Below are 18,195 nucleotides of genomic sequence, written 5' to 3' on the forward strand. Positions count from 1 at the left end.
TTCATCAAGACAGAAACCACCCGCCAAAAGCGGGTTTTCTTGTCTTCCACCCATCCTCGTCAACATCCATTTGTTCGACATCTCATGGGTTCTGAGTTCGGATTTCCTCGCTTCTTGCCGCTAAGATGGGCAAGGCACTATGAGTAAAAACAGATCCCTCTCCCCCGAACTCCTGTTGCACATCGCACAAACGCTGAATCTTCCCCTCCGTTCGATGGCTGTCGTGATCGAGCTGCTCGACGATGGCGGCACTGTGCCCTTCATCGCCCGCTACCGCAAGGAGGCGACTGGCAACCTGGACGAGGTCCAGATTCGCGACATTGAAGAGAAGCTCGCCTACTTCCGCGAACTGACCGATCGTCGCGAGACGATCCTGGCTTCGATCGCCGAGCAGGGCAAGCTCACAGATGAGCTGAAGGCGAAGATCGATGCCACCTTCGACAAGAGTGAGCTTGAGGATCTGTATCTTCCGTACCGTCCCAAGCGCCGTACCAAGGCGACTATCGCACGCGAGCGCGGCCTCGAGCCGCTGGCGCAGTATCTCTGGGCGCAGGAGACAGGGCCGACGTCACTGGCTGAGATGGCTGCGGCGCTGGTCAATGCCGAGCTTGAGGTCAACACCGCCGACGAGGCCCTCGAAGGCGCGCGGCACATCATCGCCGAGTGGATCAGCGAAGAGGCTGACCTGCGCAAGGCGCTGCGCCAGCTCATGTTCGATGAAGGCGTCGTCATCAGCCGCAAGGCGTTCGATGCCGTCGATGAGCAGGAAAAGTTCAAGATGTACTACGAGTTCCGCGAGCCGGTGAAGGCCATTCCTTCGCATCGCATGCTCGCCATCCGCCGAGGCGAGGGCGAGAACGTGCTGTACTTCCTCATCGAGCTGGAGGCGCCGCGCGCGATCGCACTGATGCAGTCGCGGATTCTGCGTCGCCAGGGCGAATGGACGCGTCAGCTGGAGCTGGCGATCGACGATGCCTGGCAGCGCCTGGTCAACTCCTCCATCCAGGGTGAGATTCGACTGGAACTGAAGAAGCGCTCCGACACGGAGGCCATCAATGTCTTCCGCGACAACCTCTACAACCTGCTGCTGGCGGCTCCCGCCGGTCCCATCTCCGTGCTTGGGGTCGACCCCGGCCTGCGCACCGGTTGCAAGCTCGCCGTCGTAGACGAGACGGGCAAGATGCTGGCGCACGACGTCATCAATCCCCACACCTCCAAGCATGCTGTCGGCGAGGCGGTGGAGAAGCTGGATCACCTGATCCGCCAGCACAACATCCGCGCCATCGCCATCGGCAACGGAACGGCCTCGCGCGAGACCGATACCTTCGTGCGCGAGGTGTTGCGCGATAAGAAGATCGCCGATGTCTTCACCGTTACGGTCAGTGAGTCCGGCGCCAGCATCTACTCTGCCTCCGACATCGCGCGGCAGGAGTTCCCCGATCTCGACCTTACGGTGCGCGGTGCGATCTCCATCGCGCGCAGGTTGCAGGATCCGCTCTCCGAGCTGGTCAAGGTCGACCCCAAGTCGATCGGTGTAGGCCAGTATCAGCACGACGTCGATCAGCGCCAGTTGCAGCAGTCGCTTGAGAGTGTCATCGAGAGCTGCGTCAACCGGGTCGGCGTCGACCTCAATACGTCGTCGTGGACGCTGCTGCGCTACGTCGCCGGCATCACCGAGCGCACAGCACTCAATGTCGTGAGCTACCGCAATGAGAACGGCCGCTTTCGTTCGCGCGAGCAGCTTTTGCAGGTTGCTGGCATTGGCCCCAAGACGTTCGAGCAGGCAGCAGGCTTCCTGCGCATCCGCGATGGGGAGAACCCCCTTGACGGCACCGCGGTGCATCCTGAGTCCTATGCCGTGGTGGAGCAGATCGCCAAGTCGGCAGACGTGCCCGTCTCCGAGATCATTCGCAATCCACAGCTGCTAAGTCGCGTCGATAAGAACCAGCTCAGCGCAGGAACGTATACGCTGAACGACATTCTCGAGGAGTTGCGCAAGCCGGGCCGCGATCCACGCGATACCTTCATTGTGCCCAGCTTCGATGAGAAGGTGCGCGAGATCTCTGATGTGCAGGACGGCATGGTGCTCGAAGGTGTCGTCACCAATGTGACCAAGTTTGGAGCCTTCGTCGATATCGGCGTGCACCAGGACGGTCTCGTCCACATCAGTGAGCTCTCCAACAAGTTCATTAAGGAGCCGTCTGAGGCGGTGAAGACGGGACAGATCGTGAAGGTGAAGGTACTCACCGTCGATGCGAAGAACAAGCGCATTGGCCTCTCCATGAAGGCGCTCATGGCTCCTGCAGGAGGTGGTGGGGGCAGGCCCAATCCGCGCCAGCCTCGTCCGCAGGTGCAGGCAGCGCCGGCGACGATGGATGAGAAGCTTGCAGCGCTCTCCAGCAAGTGGAAGGTTCGCTAGAGAGATCCAAGTCTGTAACGATTTAAATAAAAACGGCGGCAGGAGCTGATGCTCCCGCCGCCGTTTTGTTTTGCGGGTTAGAACGACAGCCTTGCCGTGAGGGAGATTGCACGGGGGCCAGCGTTGTCCTTGGTTTGCATGCTGGTGATCTGGCCGAAGTTCGAGGTGGCGATATCCAGCGAAGCCGGAACATCGAAGTCGCTGTCACCTGACAAGAAGAAGTTGACCGCCTCCACGCTGCACGACACCGTCTCCCTCGATCCTTACCTCAGGAGCGTCCATCCTGCTTCTCCATAACGTGATGCCCGTGCAAACCCACCAGTCTGCTCAGGCTCATACCGTCTCGGCCACCTGTGGCAGCGGTGTCTCCGCAACATGAAACGGTGCTTCGAACTTTGTAGGTGCGGGCGGTGTGATCCAGCGAAACGTGGCGGGATCGAATGACTTGATGCAATCCATCGTCGAATGAATGAAGGCCGCTACGCGCCTCGTCGTTCCGTTCGTTCCCGCGACAGCGAGAACGATATTTGCCGGTGGAACATCATCCACGATGGGCAGGCATACAACGTAGTTTCCGTCATAGCTGTGATCCAGCGCGGGGCGCACGTTCAGGATGGCGTATCCATAGCCCGATGCCACCAGGCCGCGTACCAGCTCAAAGTTACGAACCTTCTGACCGATCTTCGGCTGGCGGCCCAGCCCCTTGAACAGCGAGAGCAGGTATTCATCGTGATGTGGCCGATCAAATAGAACCAGTGGGTCATCGACCAGGTCTTTCAAGCATACGCAGGGCTGCTGAGCCAGCCGGTGAACCTTCGGCAGCAAGACATATGGCTTGAGTTGCAGGAGGGGAACTTTCTGAAAAGAGGAGTCGAGGTTGAGGTCGTACATCAGAGAGATTTCTATGATTCCGGATCGCAGGCGGCGCGTCAGACTCTCTGTGGTTCCGTCGAAGATGGTGGTCTCTACACCGGGGTATTGCCGTTCAAATAGCTCCAGGATACGAGGCAGAAAGAAGGGGCCGACGGTCGAAAAACATCCGATATCCAGTCTTCCTGTTACGGCTTCGCTCAGCTCCTTCGCTCGGCGTTTCAGGTTACTGGCCTTGGTCAGCACCTCGCGCGCCTCGGCAACAAAATCCTGTCCGGCGGCAGTCAGCGTCACCCCCTTGGCGTGGTGACGCACAAAACATTGAATGCCGAAGACCTCTTCGAGATGAGAGATCGCCGCCGAAACTCCTGGCTGAGATACATACATCGAACGTGCTGCAGCGGATACGCTTCCGTGATCTGCAACTGCAATCAAGTACCTCAATTGCTGAAGGGTATAGTCCATATGGCTAAATCCGTTCGCTTTGAAGATTATTTACTTGTGATGATGAAATGAATTTTTCGCTAGGAAGAGCAAGGTTATCGTAGCCGATCGATGCCTGGCATGCAATCAAAGACTGCAGCCGTAGGGGCTAGGCGCGGCAAGTATCTTCTGTTGCAACGTAGTTACAAAATCCTATGCACCCTGTAGTCCCAGCGCATTGTCGCTGTTGTCTTTAAGAGAGATGCCTGTGGCGCCTACGATTCTCGCCTGCCCCAGCAGATGCAGCAGCCGGAAGGCTGCCTGTTCGTAGCTCAGCCCTACCGGACGAATGTTGGACACGCAGTTCCGCTCCGAGTCCATCCTGCCGATCCTTGGCCGATAGGTCAGATATGCCCCCAGGCTGTCCGGCGACTTCAACCCCGGACGTTCGCCGATCAGCATCAGCACTGCTTCGGCCCCGCGAAGCTCGCCGATAGCATCGCCCAGCGCCACCCGCGCCTGCGTTGCCATCACGACCGGATCGAGCGTCCACCGCTGCAGGCCGTTGCGCAACATCTCCAGCAGTGGCAGCGCATGCGATGCGGGTGCCAGCGCCGACAGGCCATCCGCCACCACTACCGTCAGCACACCCTCGCGCTGCGTGTTGTCCGCACGCAGCGACGAGGCGCACTCCGGATCGAGCATCCGCCCAAGATCCGGCCTCCGCAGGTATTCTGAGCGGTCCTGCGCCCGGCTCCACGCGCGCAACGTATCGAAGCCCGCCTCAGCCAGCCGCTCACGCAGAGCCGATGTATCCAGAGGCATATGGATCGCGTCCCTGGCAAGGGCGTGATCGCTGTTGAACTCCAGCACCGACGCGGTAGGCATGCTCCCCCCCGCGCGGCCCAGCGCGATCCGCGCCGAGGTCCACTGCGTCAACGTATGCCAGGGCTCGCGTCGGACGGGGCTATCGCTCAAAAGCTGCTCCCCAGGCTGTCCGCAGGCAGCAGCCGCTCCAGCGAAGCACGTGAGAGCGTAAACCTGCCGCTGCCGTCGACAATCTGCATCGTTCGCAGCCACTGTTCGAACTCCGGCGCTCGCTTGAGCCCCAGCACGCTGCGCACATACAGTGCATCGTGGAAGGAGGTGCTCTGGTAGTTCAGCATGATGTCATCAGCGCCTGGCACGCCGATGATGAAGTTCACGCCTGCCACACCCAGCAGCGTCAGCAGCGTGTCCATGTCGTCCTGATCGGCCTCGGCGTGGTTGGTGTAGCAGACGTCGCATCCCATCGGCAGCCCCAGCAGCTTGCCGCAGAAGTGATCTTCCAGTCCGGCGCGGATAATCTGCTTGCTGTCGAACAGATACTCCGGCCCGATGAATCCGACGACGGTGTTCACCAGCAGCGGGCGGTGCGCTCGCGCTACCGCATATGCCCGCGCCTCGCAGGTCTGTTGATCGACGCCGAAGTTGGCTTCCGCCGAGAGTGCGCTCCCCTGGCCGGTCTCGAAGTACATGCAGTCCGAGCCGATCGTTCCGCGCTGCAGCGAGTGGGCAGCCTCCTCGGCCTCTTGCAGCAGGCCCAGCGTAATGCCGAAGCTGGTATTCGCCTTCTCGCTGCCCGCGATCGACTGGAAGACCAGGTCCACCGGAGCGCCCAGGCGCATCGCCTCCATCGTGTTGGTGATGTGCGTCAGTACGCAGCTTTGCACGGGAGCGTCGAATCGCGTGCGGAAGTCATCGAGCAGACGCAGCAGAGCGATCGCCGAACTGACGCTGTCGCTCGCCGGGTTGATTCCGATTACGGCATCGCCGCAGCCATACAGGATGCCATCGACCACCGATGCCAGAATACCCTTGGGATCATCCGTCGGATGGTTCGGCTGTAATCGTACCGCCATCGTCCCCGGCAGGCCGATCGTCGAGCGGAACCGTGTGACCACGCGCATGCGGCTCGTCGCAAGAATCAGGTCCTGGTTGCGCATCAGCTTCGAGACCGCGGCAGCCATCTCCGGTGTGATTCCGCGGCTTACTGCGGCAATCGTCTCCGACGTCTGCATATCGTCCAGTAGCCACTCACGCAGCTGCCCCACCGTCAGGTGCGCAATCGACGCAAAGGCGGAGACGTCGTGCGTGTCCAGGATCAGCCGCGTGACATCGTCGTTTTCATACGGAATGATGGCCTCGTTGAGAAAATGCTTCAACGGCAGATCTGCCAGCGCAAACCGTGCAGCTGCGCGTTCGATCTCGCTATCTGCTGCCACGCCCGCGAGCTGGTCGCCCGAGCGGCTCGGAGTCGCTTTCGCGAGCAGCGTCTTCAGGTCATCGAACCGATACGTGATGCCGTTGATCGTGTGTGTAAACGCCATGCCGTGTTTTCAGGCGGCCGACGTTCGACGCACGAGCCGCAATAAGAGATAACCACCGCCGACCAGACCGAAGAAGACCAGCGAGATGGTTCGGTTGTAGTAGATGATGCTTGCCAGGCAGATGGCAACTCCCAATAGCGTCCACAGAGGAGCAAAGGGATACATTCGTGCGCGAAACGGCCTCACCATGTCGGGTTCCGTGCGCCGCAGGCGAAACAGCGCCAGCATGCTGACCGCATACATTACCAGCGCGCCCAGCACCGACATCGTCACAATATTCGCCGTAAGCGGCTGGCCGCCGATTGTAATCAGCGAGTCGCTGTAGATCGCTGCGATGCCTACCACGCCACCGGCCAGAATAGCGATCCATGGCGTGTTCAGCTTTGGATGAATCCTGCTGAAGACATGCGGCAGATAGCCCGCCCTTGCCAGCGCGAAGATCTGTCGCGAGTAGCCGAAGATGATACCGTGCAGCGATGCGATCAGGCCGAACAGGCCCAGCCACACGAGCATGTGCAGCCATCCGCTCGCCGGACCGACGATCATCTTCATCGCCTGCGGCAGAGGATCGTTAATGTTCGCCAGCAGACGCCAGTCACCTACGCCTCCGGCAAACAACATCACCCCGATGGCCAGCGCCAGCAGCGTGCAGATCCCTCCGATATAAGCGATCGGAATGGAGTGCGTGGGGCGCTCCGCCTCCTCCGCAGCCATGGCTACGCCTTCGATGGCGAGAAAGAACCAGATCGCAAATGGTACCGCGGCGAACATGCCATGTAGCGATCCCATGGAAAAGCTGTTATGTCCTGCCCATCCGCCCGCTGCGAAGTGGCTCAGATGAAAGCCCGGCGCAACGACGGCCATGAAGACCAACAGCTCAATGATGGCGAGGATGGTGATGAACAGTTCGAAGTCGGCGGCGATCTTTACGCCGACGATGTTGATCGTCATAAACAGGAGATACGCCAGCACCGCCGCATGCTTCGGCGACAACGAAGGGAACTGGACATTAAGATACGCACCAATCGCAAGCGCGATCGCTGGAGGCGCGAAGACGAACTCGATCAGCGTCGCTGCTCCGGCCAGATAGCCGCCGAACTCGCCGAAGGCGCGCTCCGCATAGGCGAAGGGGCCTCCTGCACTGGGGATCGCAGTCGTCAGCTCCGTGAAGCTGAAGATGAACGCCGTATACATGGTGGCGATAAAGATGGTGGTGGTCAGGAAGCCGAGCGTGCCTGCGCTGGCCCAGCCATAACTCCAGCCAAAGTACTCTCCCGAGATCACGAGGCCGACTGCGATGCCCCATAACTGCCAGGTGTTCAGTGTCGCTTTCAGGTGCGAGCTGCTGTCGTCCAAGATGTCTCCCTTGGATCATTATGCGCATGCACTCCAGAATGAGTTATCGAAAATCGGCAACAGCGCATACGCATTCCGCCACTGAGAATGTCACACGCTTCTTTCGCCAGGATTGATCGGAGTTATTCAGGGGGCGCATTTCATCAAATGCCTGTCTTCATAGGCGCTCGAAATTCCGCCACAAAGATTGTGGCATCAGGTCTTTAGCGAAAGCCGAGACTCCGTGTGATTCAAGCCGGCCTTTGCTCGTGCGCTTTTGGCGTGGTTCCAGCGGGAGCAAATAAGGGAGCCATATTCTTTTCTTCAGACAAACGAATGGCTTTGTGAGTATCCGCCCATCGCGGTAGAGGTCGGAGAGGAGCCCCACCGAATTCCTCTCCGACCGTTCTTCTAGCGTATGTAGCCCCGTATGGTTTTACCGCGTGACGATAATTGATCCCACTCTTTATTTGCTGATGAATCGTTAGAGCGAGGTCCAGGCAGAGTTGTTTTTTGCCGAGCGCAGGACGGCATCGACGAAGCGCATGCCGGTCAGACCGTCTTCGACGCCAGGAACGAGGCATGCAACTGCGGGCGGTTGCTGCTGCAGGATGCGTGCTGTGATCTGGTCGGCGATATCGGTGTAGAGCTGCGCGAAGGCCTCGAAGTAGCCTTCGGGATGGCCGGAGGGAAGGCGGGTAGCATGCGTTGAGGCAGCAGAGATGCCGGGGCCGCCGCGGGTGATGATGCGCGGCTGCTCCTTGAGCGGAGTGAAGACGATGTGATTGGGATCTTCCTGCCGCCAGGTGAGTCCACCCTTTTCGCCATAGATGCGAAGCGAGAGATCGTTCTCTTCGCCGACGGCGATCTGTGAGGCCCAGAGCCCGGCCTTGGCGCCGTTGCTAAGGCGCAGCATCACCTGAATGTTGTCATCGACGCGGCGGCCGGGGACGAAGGTGGTGACGTCGGCGGCCAGCTGCTCGCAGGTGAGACCGGTGGTGAAGCAGGCGAGGTGGAAGGCGTGGGTGCCGATGTCGCCGAGGCATCCGCCGGGGCCGCTGCGTGCGGGGTCGGTGCGCCAGTCGGCCTGCTTGGCGCCGGTCTGTTCGAGTGGGGTGGCCAGCCAGTCCTGTGCGTACTCGGACTGGATCATGCGGATGGCGCCGAGCTCGCCGCCAAGCACCATCTCTCGTATCTGCCGGATCATGGGATAGCCGGTGTAGGTGTGGGTAAGGCCGAAGATGAGGCCGGTCTTCTGAACGAGCGTGACGAGTTCTTCAGCCTCGGCAACGTTGATCGTCATGGGCTTGTCGCAGATGACGTGGATGCCTGCCTCGAGAAAGGCCTTGGCGATGGGATAGTGCAGGTGGTTGGGGGTGACGATGGCGACGACGTCGATGCCGTCTTCGCGCGCGGCTTCGGCCTGCGCCATCGCCGCGTAGGTGGTGTAGGAGCGGGCGACGAAGAGATCGCGGGCGGCCTCAGCCGATTTCGTTGCATCGGAGGAGAGGGAGGCGGCGACGAGTTCGTAACGATCGTCGAGGCGGGCGGCTACGCGATGGACCGCGCCAATGAAGGCTCCGGGGCCTCCGCCGACCATGCCGAGGCGCAGGCGCCGATTGAGCTTTGTCTCTGCCATGTGCTGTCTGTCTCCTAACGCTTCAAACCGAGCAATTGTTGGATGGCGGCTTCATCGGTGGCTGCACCGGCGAAGTCGTCGAAGGCGCGGTCAGCCACCTGGATGATGTGTTTGGCTATGAAGGGCGCTCCCTCGCGGGCTCCCTGTTCCGAGCTCTTGATGCAGCACTCCCACTCCATGACCGCCCAGCCATCGTAGCCATACTGTGAGAGCTTGGAGAAGATGGCGCCGAAGTTGACCTGTCCATCGCCCAGCGAACGGAAGCGTCCGGCGCGGTTAACCCATGACTGGAAGCCACCGTAAACGCCCTGGCGGCCGGTGGGATTAAACTCGGCGTCCTTGACGTGAAACATCTTGATGCGCTCGTGGTAAAGGTCGATGTACTCAAGGTAGTCGAGCTGCTGCAGGATGAAGTGGCTGGGGTCGTAGAGGAGGTTGCAGCGCGGATGGCCATCGAGCAGATCGAGGAACATCTCGAAGGATGCGCCGTCGTGGATGTCTTCGCCGGGGTGGATCTCGAAGCAGAGATCGACGCCGTTCTCATCATAGACATTGAGGATGGGCTTCCAGCGGGTGGCCAGCTCTTTGAAGGCTGTCTCAACGAGGCCGTTCGGGCGCTGCGGCCAGGGGTAGACATACGGCCATGCCAGTGCGCCCGAGAAGGTGGCGTGGACCTTGAGGCCGAGATTCTGCGATGCCTTCGCGGCGAAGTGCAGCTGTTCCGTTGCCCAGGCCTGGCGCGCTGCAGAGTTGCCATGCACGGAGGCCGGCGCGAAGCTGTCGAAGAGGGAATCGTAGGCAGGATGAACGGCTACGAGCTGGCCCTGCAGGTGGGTGGAGAGCTCGGTGAGCTCGACGCCATGTTTTGCCAGCGTGGCTTTGAGGTCGTCGCAATAGGCGGAGCTTTCGGCGGCTTGCTTCAGGTCGATGAGGCGGGCGTCCCAGGTGGGGATCTGCACGCCTTTGAATCCGAGGGATGCGGCCCAGGCCGCAATCGTGTCCAGGCTGTTGAAGGGCGCCTGGTCTCCGGCGAACTGCGCCAGGAAGATTCCCGGGCCTTTGATCGTCTTCATTGCGTTGATGTCCTTTTCCTTCAGCGTTACGTGCTGCTATGAGCTTGTGTGGCAGTGCGTTCGTGCCACGGTGAAAGGGTACAACACCCTGCCCGTTGACTTCATCGGGCAGCGCGTGCTGTAGCGGGATGCGCTGTGGCGGTCTCCGGCAGGCGCCATGAAAAGACTACGCCGCCGCTGGTCATCAGGACGTACTGCTTCCCGTCGATCTCGTAGGTCTCCGGACCGCCGTTGATGGACGAGCCGGAGTATGCGTGCCAGAGGGTCTTGCCGCTCTTGCTGTCGAGTGCGAGGAAGGTGCCGGAGGAGTTTCCGGTGAAGAGGAGACCGGATGCGGTGGTGAGCACGCCGGACCCGGCAGCGCCTTCGCCAAGCTCGTGGCTCCAGCGGATCTTACCGGTCTGGTAGTCGATGGCTTCGAGCACGCCCTTGGACCATAGGCCGTAGTCGGCACCGGCCCAGCCATAAGTACCGTCGGCGGGTTTGGCAAAGTAAAGGCTGTAGCTGGGCGCCGCGCTGACGATAAAGAGGCCGGTCGCCGGATCGAAGCTGGGGGAGCGGTAGTTGGTCATGCCGCCTTCGTCCGGCGCGATGAGACGGCCGTCGGGCGCGGGCTCCTTGGCGGGATTCGGTATGGGGCGGCCATCCTTATCGATGCCGGAGGTCCAGTTGACGGGACCGTAGTTGGTGGTCAACAGGCTCTTACCGTTGGTGCGGTCGAGGACGAAGAAGTAGCCGTTGCGTGAGGCCTGCATCAGCATCTTGTAGGGCTTGCCGTGGAAGTTGCCGTCGACGAGCACGGGAATCTCGACGGCGTCCCAGTCATGGGTGTCATGCGGCGAGGGCTGAAAAGCCCAGACGAGTTTGCCGGTCTCGGGATTGAGCGCGACGATGCTGCAGGTGTAGAGATTGTCGCCGGGACGCACCTTGCCGTTCAGCACCGGCGTGGGGTTGCCCGTGCCCCAGTAGACGAGGTTCAGCTGGGGATCGTAGGTGCCGGTGATCCAGGCGTTGCCGCCGGTCGTCTTGTGTGGCGTACCTACGGGCGATGTCGCATCCCACTGCCACTGCGTGACGCCGGTATCGGCATCAATGGAACGGACGAAGCCCTGCAGGTTGTCGAAGTCACCGGAGGCGCCGACCATGACGTGATTGCCGACGATCAGCGGCGACATGGACGCCCACTGGCCCTTGGAGGCGTCGGCCACCTGGACCTCCCACTTGACGTTGCCATTACGCGCGTCGAGGCATTCGAGATGCGCGTCGGGGGTGAGGTAGTAGAGGTTTTCTTTGTATAGCGCGACCCCGCGGCTGCCGATGTGCAGTGCCTTCTTGGGGGCCTCGGTGTGTTGCCATACCTGGCGGCCGGTGCGGGCATCGACGGCCCAGATGTGGTCGGGAACGGAGAAGTAGAGGATGCCGTTGGCGAGTACCGGGGCGGATTTGATCAGCGCGGGCTGATTGGTCTGAAAGGCCCACGCGAGGGTCAGGTTGCGGACGTTCTGCGGCGTGATCTGGGTGAGAGAGCTATGGCGCTTGCCGGAGTAGTCGCCATGATAGAGAGGCCAACTGTCGGTTCGCGGATGAAGCAGCATATCGCTGCTGACCTCCTGCGACCAAAGCGCAGAGCAGGAGAGCGTCGCGGCGATGGCGGCTCCGAGGATGGCACGTCGAAACAAGTACATAACGATTAGGCCTTTCCGGGCGATGAGCGGCGCTGATTAGCGAAGCGTCTGGATGTATGCCATCAGGTTGTGGATGTCGTCGTCGGTGTATTTGTCGAAGAGTTCGACGTGAGCCTCGGCCGGGGCATCCACTTTGTATGTCACCTTATCCTTGCTCCAGGAGCGATAGCGGCCGTCGTCGTCGATGAGAGCGATGGTGAACTCATCCTGGAAGGCGAGCTTGCCGGTGACGGCGGAGCCATTGTGCACGGTCACGCTTACTCTGGCCTTGGTGTCGCGGGGAGCGAGCATCTGCTGCTCGAGCTTGAGGCCCTCGTAGCGTGAGGCGACACCGGCCAGGTCGCCGGTCGGGGAGTGGCATTTCGAGCAGGTGCCTGCGCCGTTGAAATACTTTTTGCCGGCCTCGACGTTGCCTGTCTGCAGGTCGGAGACATCGACACCCTTGCGGTCGCCGGTCTGCGACATCGCCTTGTCCTGTTGGGAATGAATGAAGGCGATAAGGTGTACGACCTCCGCATCGGCGAGGGCGAACTTCGGCATGCCCTTCTCCATTCTGCCGGTGCGAATTACGGCGCCGATGTCGTTGCCGTTCTTATCGCCTGTGACCAGCTTGGAGCGAGTGAGGTCGGGGCCGCTCTCGCCGCCCCCGGCATCTCGGCCGTGGCAGAAAGCGCAGTGCTGCTGGAAGAGGGAGCCGCCGTCTTCGATCTCGGCTGCCGTATAGACCTTATGCGCGGGGAGAGGGCCCTGAGCGCCAAAGACGGGCTTGGCTGCAGCCGAAGCACCTTGTCCATAGGCCGTCGGCATGGTGAATACGCTGCACAAAAGGGCGAGACACGCAGTCTGGGCGTGTCGCTGGAGATGAACCCAGCCACAAGTAGTTGGCATGAAGGAAGGCCCCTTTATTTCTGCCCTCAAAAATATTACAGCGGAGCCTCGATTGGCAAGGACGGTTGTCCTGCGCCCTTGCAAGGATGTGCGCAAGGCTTTGGTGGACTATTTCTTGCGTTTGCGAACCGGGGCGGGTTCTTCGGCCGGTTCCGGTTCGGTCAAGGCTCCCATGGCCTCGGAGATTTGGCGGCTGGCGCGCTGCAGGGACTCGATCACCTCGGTTGGGCTGATGTTATCTTCGATCCGCTTGACGTAGGGAACCGTGATACCAGCGATGGCATTGCCCTGCGCATTGAGGACGGGGAAGCTGATATTGATGATGCCGTTGATCTCATAGCTGGCGCGACGCTCGTAGCCGCGAGCGCGGATCTTCTCGAGATGATCGTCGAGGTCGGCAGGCTTCTTCTTCTGGGTTTCGAGGGACCACTCGTGGATGGCGCGAGCGCAGGCGTCCTCGTCCTGGTGCGCGAGGATGACGTGTCCTGTGGCGGCGTGCATCAGGTCGACCTTGGAGCCGACTTTGACGTAGAAGCCGGTCGATTCCGGCGAGTCCACCTGGGCGAGGATGACGACGTGGCTACCGTCAAGTACGCCGAGATGGCAGGACTGTCGCGTCTCCTGCGCCAGGGCGTGCATGATGGGAAGTGCCTCGGTCACCATGCGCTTGGTGGGGGGATGCTCCTGGCCGAGGCGGAAGAGGCGCAGGGTCAGGTGATAGCGCTCGCGGTTGGCCGATTGCGCGAGATAGCCTCGATGCTCGAGGCAGAGCAGCATGCGGAAGATCTCCGACATGGTGCGGTTCAGGCGCCGCGCCACCTCGCTGACGGTCATCCCCTCGGGCGTGCTGGCGAAGAGCTCCAGAATGTCCAGACCCTTTTCCAGGGCGGGTGTGGGATAGTACCGCTTCTCCTGCGGCTTCGTTATTGAGGGGCGAGAGGATGCCGGACGCATTTCACACAAGGTAACAAAAGCATTACGAGGTGTCGACGGTTCAAAGGCCTAGCGCGGTAGGCGCGCGGCATAGTGTCTGGTGGTTTGCGTGCGCGTATTGAGGATATCGAAGCTGCCATCTCCATGGCCGGTGAGCTCCAGAGAGTGGCCGGTGTCGGGACCGTCGAGGTTGGCGATGTAGTCATCGGCGGTGTTCCACTCGGTTCCCCCTTCCGGGGAAATGTGCAGCTGCCAGAGCGTTTCGAGGCCTGGGGCCGAGGCGATAGTCTTCAGCGCCGGCGCGGAGCCGCCCTTCTTCGCTCCGTTGTCCATCAGTGCAACCCGTGCCCCTATCGCTTTGACATACGCTGGGCTCGAGCTCATGAACATGCCGTGGTGCGAGACAATGAGCACGTCGACCGAGCCGATTTTATTAATCGGGCACATCAACTGCATCTCCTTGTCCCAGGTGAGATCGCCGAGATCGATCAGCGTCAGCTTGCCGAAGACGATCTCGATGCCGACGGAACGGCTGTTTTCGGTCGTATCGGGCGGCCGTACCTCGGACTCCTTGCAGTAGGGGTTCTCCTGGCCGCCGCGGGCCAGCGGCTTGTCGATCAACTCTCCGTCCGAGCTGATGACTGTGGCCTTCATGCCGACGATGGGCAGCACATCTCCGGGCTTTGCCGTGATGCGGGTCAGCTTTTGGGCGGCGATGGACTTTTCGTAAGCCGTATAGGCGCGCTGGGTTCCGGCGTCTTCCTCGCGGTTGGGGCCGTGGTCGATGAAGGCGCCGACAGGGATCTTTGCCAGCAACTGGGGAACGCCGCCGGTGTGATCGACGTGGTAGTGCGTCAGCAGCACGTAGTCGATCTTTGCAATGCCGGCTGCCTTTGCGGCGTCGACGATGCGGTCGGCGTCGCGAGAGTCGTTACCCGGCCAGCCGGTGTCGACCAGCAGGGATTTGCCTGCGGGGGTTACAAACAATGTTGCCTGGCCGCCCTCGACGTCGACGAGGTAGACCTTGAGATCTCCACCACCGCCCTTATGGCTTTGAGCCAGGGTAAATGAAGGAATCAGAGATGCGATCAAGGCTGCACGGCATAGCCGATTCTTCCACGTCATCGTGACAAGTGCTCCCCGTGAAGTTTCGTCAGCAATCGAGTTTGATGCAAATAGCGAGCGCCGATTCAATAGTCCGATCATCCTTCAAACCAAGGCGGTTCGTATAGTACATTTGAACCATTTTGCACTTCCGGCCAACGTTGTCTTTTTCAAACGTGTATTGAGCGAAGTATCATGGCTGCCACATGAGATCCCGCATATTCTGCCTTCTGATGGCATGCCTGATTGCGCTGCCTGCTGTTGCCCAGGAACGCTGGACGCCTGAAAAAGCCAACGACTGGTACGCGAAACAGCCCTGGCTGGTGGGTGCCAACTATGTTCCCTCGGACGCGATCAACCAGTTCGAAATGTTTCAGGCTGCGACCTTCAACCCGGCGATCAACGATCGTGAGCTGGGGTTGGCGGAATCGATCGGTATGAACACGATGCGCGTCTTCTTGCAGGACCAGCTCTGGCAGCAGGACCCCAAGGGATTTGTGCAGCGGCTCGATGCCTTTCTTAATATTGCTGCGAAGCACCATATTCGCCCGATGCTGGTGCTGTTTGACTCCTGCTGGGAGGCCGATCCGCATCCCGGTCCGCAGCATCCGCCGATCCCCGGCGTGCATAATTCGGGCTGGGTGCAGAGTCCAGGCGCGCATGAGCTCTCCGATCCGTCGTATGAGCCTAAGCTGAAGGAGTATGTGGTCGGTGTCGTCTCGGCGTTCGGCAAGGATGACCGCGTGCTGGCGTGGGACATCTGGAACGAGCCGGACAACATGAACGATAACCGCTTCGGCGAGGCGAAGAGCAAGCGTGAGCTCGTCGCGGCGATGTTGCCGAAGGCCTTCGCGTGGGCACGCTCTGCAAATCCGACGCAGCCGCTGACCAGTGGTGTGTGGCACGACAGCTGGTCCGATCCCGCGAAGATGAATGCTGTGACGAAGATTCAGCTGGCAGAAAGCGATATCATCACCTTCCATAACTATGAGTGGCCGGAGCAGTTCGAGGCGCGCGTGCGCGAGTTGATGCCGCTGCATCGCCCCATCATCTGTACGGAATACATGGCGCGCGGTGCGGGAAGCACCTTCGATACCATTCTGCCGCTGGCCAAACAGCTCCACGTCGGTGCGATCAACTGGGGACTGGTCGCAGGCAAGACGCAGACCTATCTGCCATGGGACTCGTGGCAGCACCCTTACGTGTTGTCACAACCAACGGTGTGGTTCCACGAGGTCTTCCGCAAAGACGATACGCCGTATCGCCAGCGCGAAGTCGAGCTGATGCGGCAGCTGACCGGACGCGGTACGACCAATCCAGGAGCGATGTAAAGCTTTCCATCTCCAGATGATTCTGTGACGAACGGCCCTGCAACTGTGACCAGTTGCAGGGCCGTTCCTTTTTAGCGTCCTGCATCGGCCGAAAACCGGAACCCGAGCGATAACGGAAGCGTATTCCTCTCAGTCCATTCGATATCGGGCTTGATTGCGTTGGTATGAGTGACGTCGAAGTATGTCCACAGAGAGGGAAAGCAATGGGAGGTGAATTCCTCTGACGTTTTCGCGCTGGAAGAACGAGACGCACCAACCGCTGTGGATGCATCCTCTGCTCTTTATTGGTGGAGCGACGTTGCTCGGTCTTTTGTTCGCATTACAGGAGTGGGTGAGCTCGAGCTTCTGGAACTATCACGTGAAGTTGAGCCTGCTACTGCAGGCGTGGGGCGCACAGTACTTCATCTGGGGCGTCCTGTGTTGGGTTCTGTGGTGGACAATGCGTTCGCAGATCTACACCGCGAGCCTGAAGAAGATCCTGCTCTATTTCTTCCCGTTGAGCATCCTGGTGAGTGTCGTGGAAGAGGCCATCTGGGTGTTGCTCTTCCCGCGACTTCCGATGGGTAAGCCTCCAATGCCGTTTTGGCAGCGGTTGTCGTTCCATCTTGACGCCGAGTTAATGGACAGCCTGGTTATTTTCTGGTCCGCGTTCTTTCTCTTTCGCGGCGTTGGCTATTATCTGCGGTTTCGCGAGAAGGAACGCATGACGCAGCAACTCCAGTCGCAGCTTGTGCATGCGCAGATGAGGGCGTTGCGCATGCAGCTTAATCCACACTTTCTGTTCAACACGATGAACAGCATATCGAGCCTGATGCGCACGGATGTCGGAGCTGCGGATCTGATGCTGGAACAACTCAGCCGCCTGCTGCGTATAACGTTGCATCGCGGCGATGCGCAGTTCATCCCATTAAGCGATGAGATGGAGTTCATCGAGATGTATCTTGCCATGCAGGACCGCAGATTTCAGGGAAGGGTCAGTCAGCAGGTGACTGTCGATCCGGGGCTGCACGATGCCCTGGTACCGTCCATGATTCTGCAGCCGATTGTGGAGAATGCCTACGCGCACGGGTTGACGCGTCTTCGTGCGCATGGACTCCTTTTTATAGAAGCCGACTCGCATGGGCCTGTACTGCGGCTTGCCGTAACCAATAACGGAGTGGGGCTGCTGCCGCCGGAGGAGAGCAACGGCGGTGGAGTGGGCTTGTCGAATGTGCGTGAGCGTTTGCTGATGCACTACGGCGGCGACCATACCTTCTCTATATCCCAGATCGATGACGACCGGGTTCGAGTCGTCATGACGCTGCCGCTGCGCTTTGCGGACAGCCCCCATGAGCAAACTACAGGGTACGGTGCATGAGTATGAAGATTCAGGCAGTTCTGGCGGATGATGAGGTGCTGGCGCGGCAGAAGCTGCGTCAGTTGTTGCGTGAGATCTCCGAGATTGAGATTGTTGGAGAAGGTTCGAGTGCGGCGGAGACGATCGACCTTGTTCGCACGGTTAAACCGGACCTTCTCTTTCTCGACGTCCGTATGCCGGATATGGACGGCTTTGAGGTAGTCAAAGAGCTCTCCAATGGAGGCGGTTACATGCCGTGCGTCATCTTCACGACCGCTTACGACCGCTATGCTTTGCGCGCCTTCGAGATCCACGCTGTGGATTACTTGTTGAAGCCGTTTACGCTCGAGCGTTTTCGTTCGGCGACGCAGCGCGCGGTGGAGCACATCAAAGCGGCACGGCAGAATCCTTCGGCTTCGGTGACGGCAGGACCGAACGGCACACCGTACACACAGCGCATCGTCTTCAAGTCAAAGGGGCGTATTCTCTTCCTGCCTGTTTCGGAGATCTGCTGGATCGGCGCGGAAGAGAACTATGTGCGCATCTGTACGCAGTCGGAGACGCATCTGCTGCGCGAGACGATGACGCATCTCGAAGAGAAGCTCGATCCGAATACCTTCCTGCGTGTACACCGCTCGTCGATCGTCAACCTGCAGTACGTCAAGGAAGTGCGGCCGGAAGTGGATGGTGAGTATGGCGTCCATATGACCAACGGGCAGAGGATTGCAATGAGCCGCGGCTATCGCGCACGCATAAAAAACTGGCTCGAGCGATAGCTCGAGCCAGCTGG

15 protein-coding genes are annotated in these 18,195 nt (G+C 60.1%); 4 read left to right on the forward strand and 11 right to left on the reverse strand.

From position 1 onward, the window contains the following. Positions 1-139: 139 nt before the first annotated feature. The gene (locus PW789_RS04005) at positions 140-2,419 is read left to right on the forward strand and encodes a Tex family protein (RefSeq protein WP_299371724.1); all 2,280 of its coding nucleotides are present in this window, start codon (positions 140-142) and stop codon (positions 2,417-2,419) included. Positions 2,420-2,496: 77 nt separating this feature from the next. On the opposite strand, the gene PW789_RS04010 is transcribed toward PW789_RS04005, so the two are convergent. From PW789_RS04010 to PW789_RS04060, 11 genes are all read right to left on the reverse strand, one after another. Further along, positions 2,497-2,667, reverse strand: a complete 171-nt coding sequence (locus PW789_RS04010; protein WP_299371727.1) for a hypothetical protein — start codon at positions 2,665-2,667, stop codon at positions 2,497-2,499. Between the two features lie 85 nt (positions 2,668-2,752). After that, on the reverse strand, positions 2,753-3,754 hold the full coding sequence (locus PW789_RS04015; RefSeq protein WP_299371730.1) for a LysR family transcriptional regulator: 1,002 nt from the start codon (positions 3,752-3,754) through the stop codon (positions 2,753-2,755). 171 nt (positions 3,755-3,925) lie between these two features. Further along, on the reverse strand, positions 3,926-4,690 hold the full coding sequence (gene eutC / locus PW789_RS04020; protein ID WP_299371733.1) for an ethanolamine ammonia-lyase subunit EutC: 765 nt from the start codon (positions 4,688-4,690) through the stop codon (positions 3,926-3,928). Further along, complete coding sequence (locus PW789_RS04025) at positions 4,687-6,081, reverse strand: ethanolamine ammonia-lyase subunit EutB (protein WP_299371736.1); 1,395 nt, start codon at positions 6,079-6,081, stop codon at positions 4,687-4,689. The genes eutC and PW789_RS04025 overlap by 4 nt, the downstream gene beginning before the upstream one ends. 9 nt (positions 6,082-6,090) lie before the next feature. Next, positions 6,091-7,437, reverse strand: coding sequence for an ethanolamine permease (gene eat, locus PW789_RS04030; protein WP_299371739.1), 1,347 nt, complete (start codon positions 7,435-7,437; stop codon positions 6,091-6,093). A 463-nt stretch (positions 7,438-7,900) separates the two neighbouring features. Next, complete coding sequence (locus PW789_RS04035; RefSeq protein WP_299371742.1) at positions 7,901-9,055, reverse strand: Gfo/Idh/MocA family oxidoreductase; 1,155 nt, start codon at positions 9,053-9,055, stop codon at positions 7,901-7,903. Between the two features lie 14 nt (positions 9,056-9,069). Continuing rightward, positions 9,070-10,128 carry a sugar phosphate isomerase/epimerase gene (locus PW789_RS04040; RefSeq protein WP_299371745.1) on the reverse strand — a complete coding sequence of 353 codons (1,059 nt, stop codon included), beginning with the start codon at positions 10,126-10,128 and terminating at the stop codon, positions 9,070-9,072. Positions 10,129-10,229: 101 nt separating this feature from the next. Then, a complete protein-coding gene (locus PW789_RS04045) occupies positions 10,230-11,813 on the reverse strand; it encodes an acido-empty-quinoprotein group A (RefSeq protein ID WP_299371748.1) in 1,584 nt (527 codons plus the stop codon). 36 nt (positions 11,814-11,849) lie between these two features. Continuing rightward, complete coding sequence (locus PW789_RS04050; protein WP_299371751.1) at positions 11,850-12,620, reverse strand: c-type cytochrome; 771 nt, start codon at positions 12,618-12,620, stop codon at positions 11,850-11,852. 189 nt (positions 12,621-12,809) lie between these two features. Continuing rightward, the gene (locus tag PW789_RS04055) at positions 12,810-13,655 is read right to left on the reverse strand and encodes an IclR family transcriptional regulator (RefSeq protein WP_299371756.1); all 846 of its coding nucleotides are present in this window, start codon (positions 13,653-13,655) and stop codon (positions 12,810-12,812) included. 48 nt (positions 13,656-13,703) lie between these two features. Then, positions 13,704-14,759 carry an MBL fold metallo-hydrolase gene (locus PW789_RS04060; RefSeq protein ID WP_299371759.1) on the reverse strand — a complete coding sequence of 352 codons (1,056 nt, stop codon included), beginning with the start codon at positions 14,757-14,759 and terminating at the stop codon, positions 13,704-13,706. Positions 14,760-14,944: 185 nt separating this feature from the next. Between PW789_RS04060 and PW789_RS04065 the strand changes: the two genes are divergently transcribed. The 3 genes from PW789_RS04065 (at position 14,945) to PW789_RS04075 (ending at position 18,181) form a co-directional block, all read left to right on the forward strand. Continuing rightward, positions 14,945-16,069, forward strand: a complete 1,125-nt coding sequence (locus PW789_RS04065; RefSeq protein WP_299371762.1) for a cellulase family glycosylhydrolase — start codon at positions 14,945-14,947, stop codon at positions 16,067-16,069. 298 nt (positions 16,070-16,367) lie between these two features. After that, a complete protein-coding gene (locus tag PW789_RS04070) occupies positions 16,368-17,426 on the forward strand; it encodes a sensor histidine kinase (RefSeq protein WP_299371765.1) in 1,059 nt (352 codons plus the stop codon). Then, positions 17,423-18,181 carry a LytTR family DNA-binding domain-containing protein gene (locus PW789_RS04075; protein WP_299371769.1) on the forward strand — a complete coding sequence of 253 codons (759 nt, stop codon included), beginning with the start codon at positions 17,423-17,425 and terminating at the stop codon, positions 18,179-18,181. Before PW789_RS04070 ends, PW789_RS04075 begins: the two co-directional genes overlap by 4 nt. Positions 18,182-18,195 lie beyond the last annotated feature (14 nt).

It is taken from the genome of Edaphobacter sp. (assembly GCF_028283685.1).
GTDB lineage: Bacteria > Acidobacteriota > Terriglobia > Terriglobales > Acidobacteriaceae > Edaphobacter.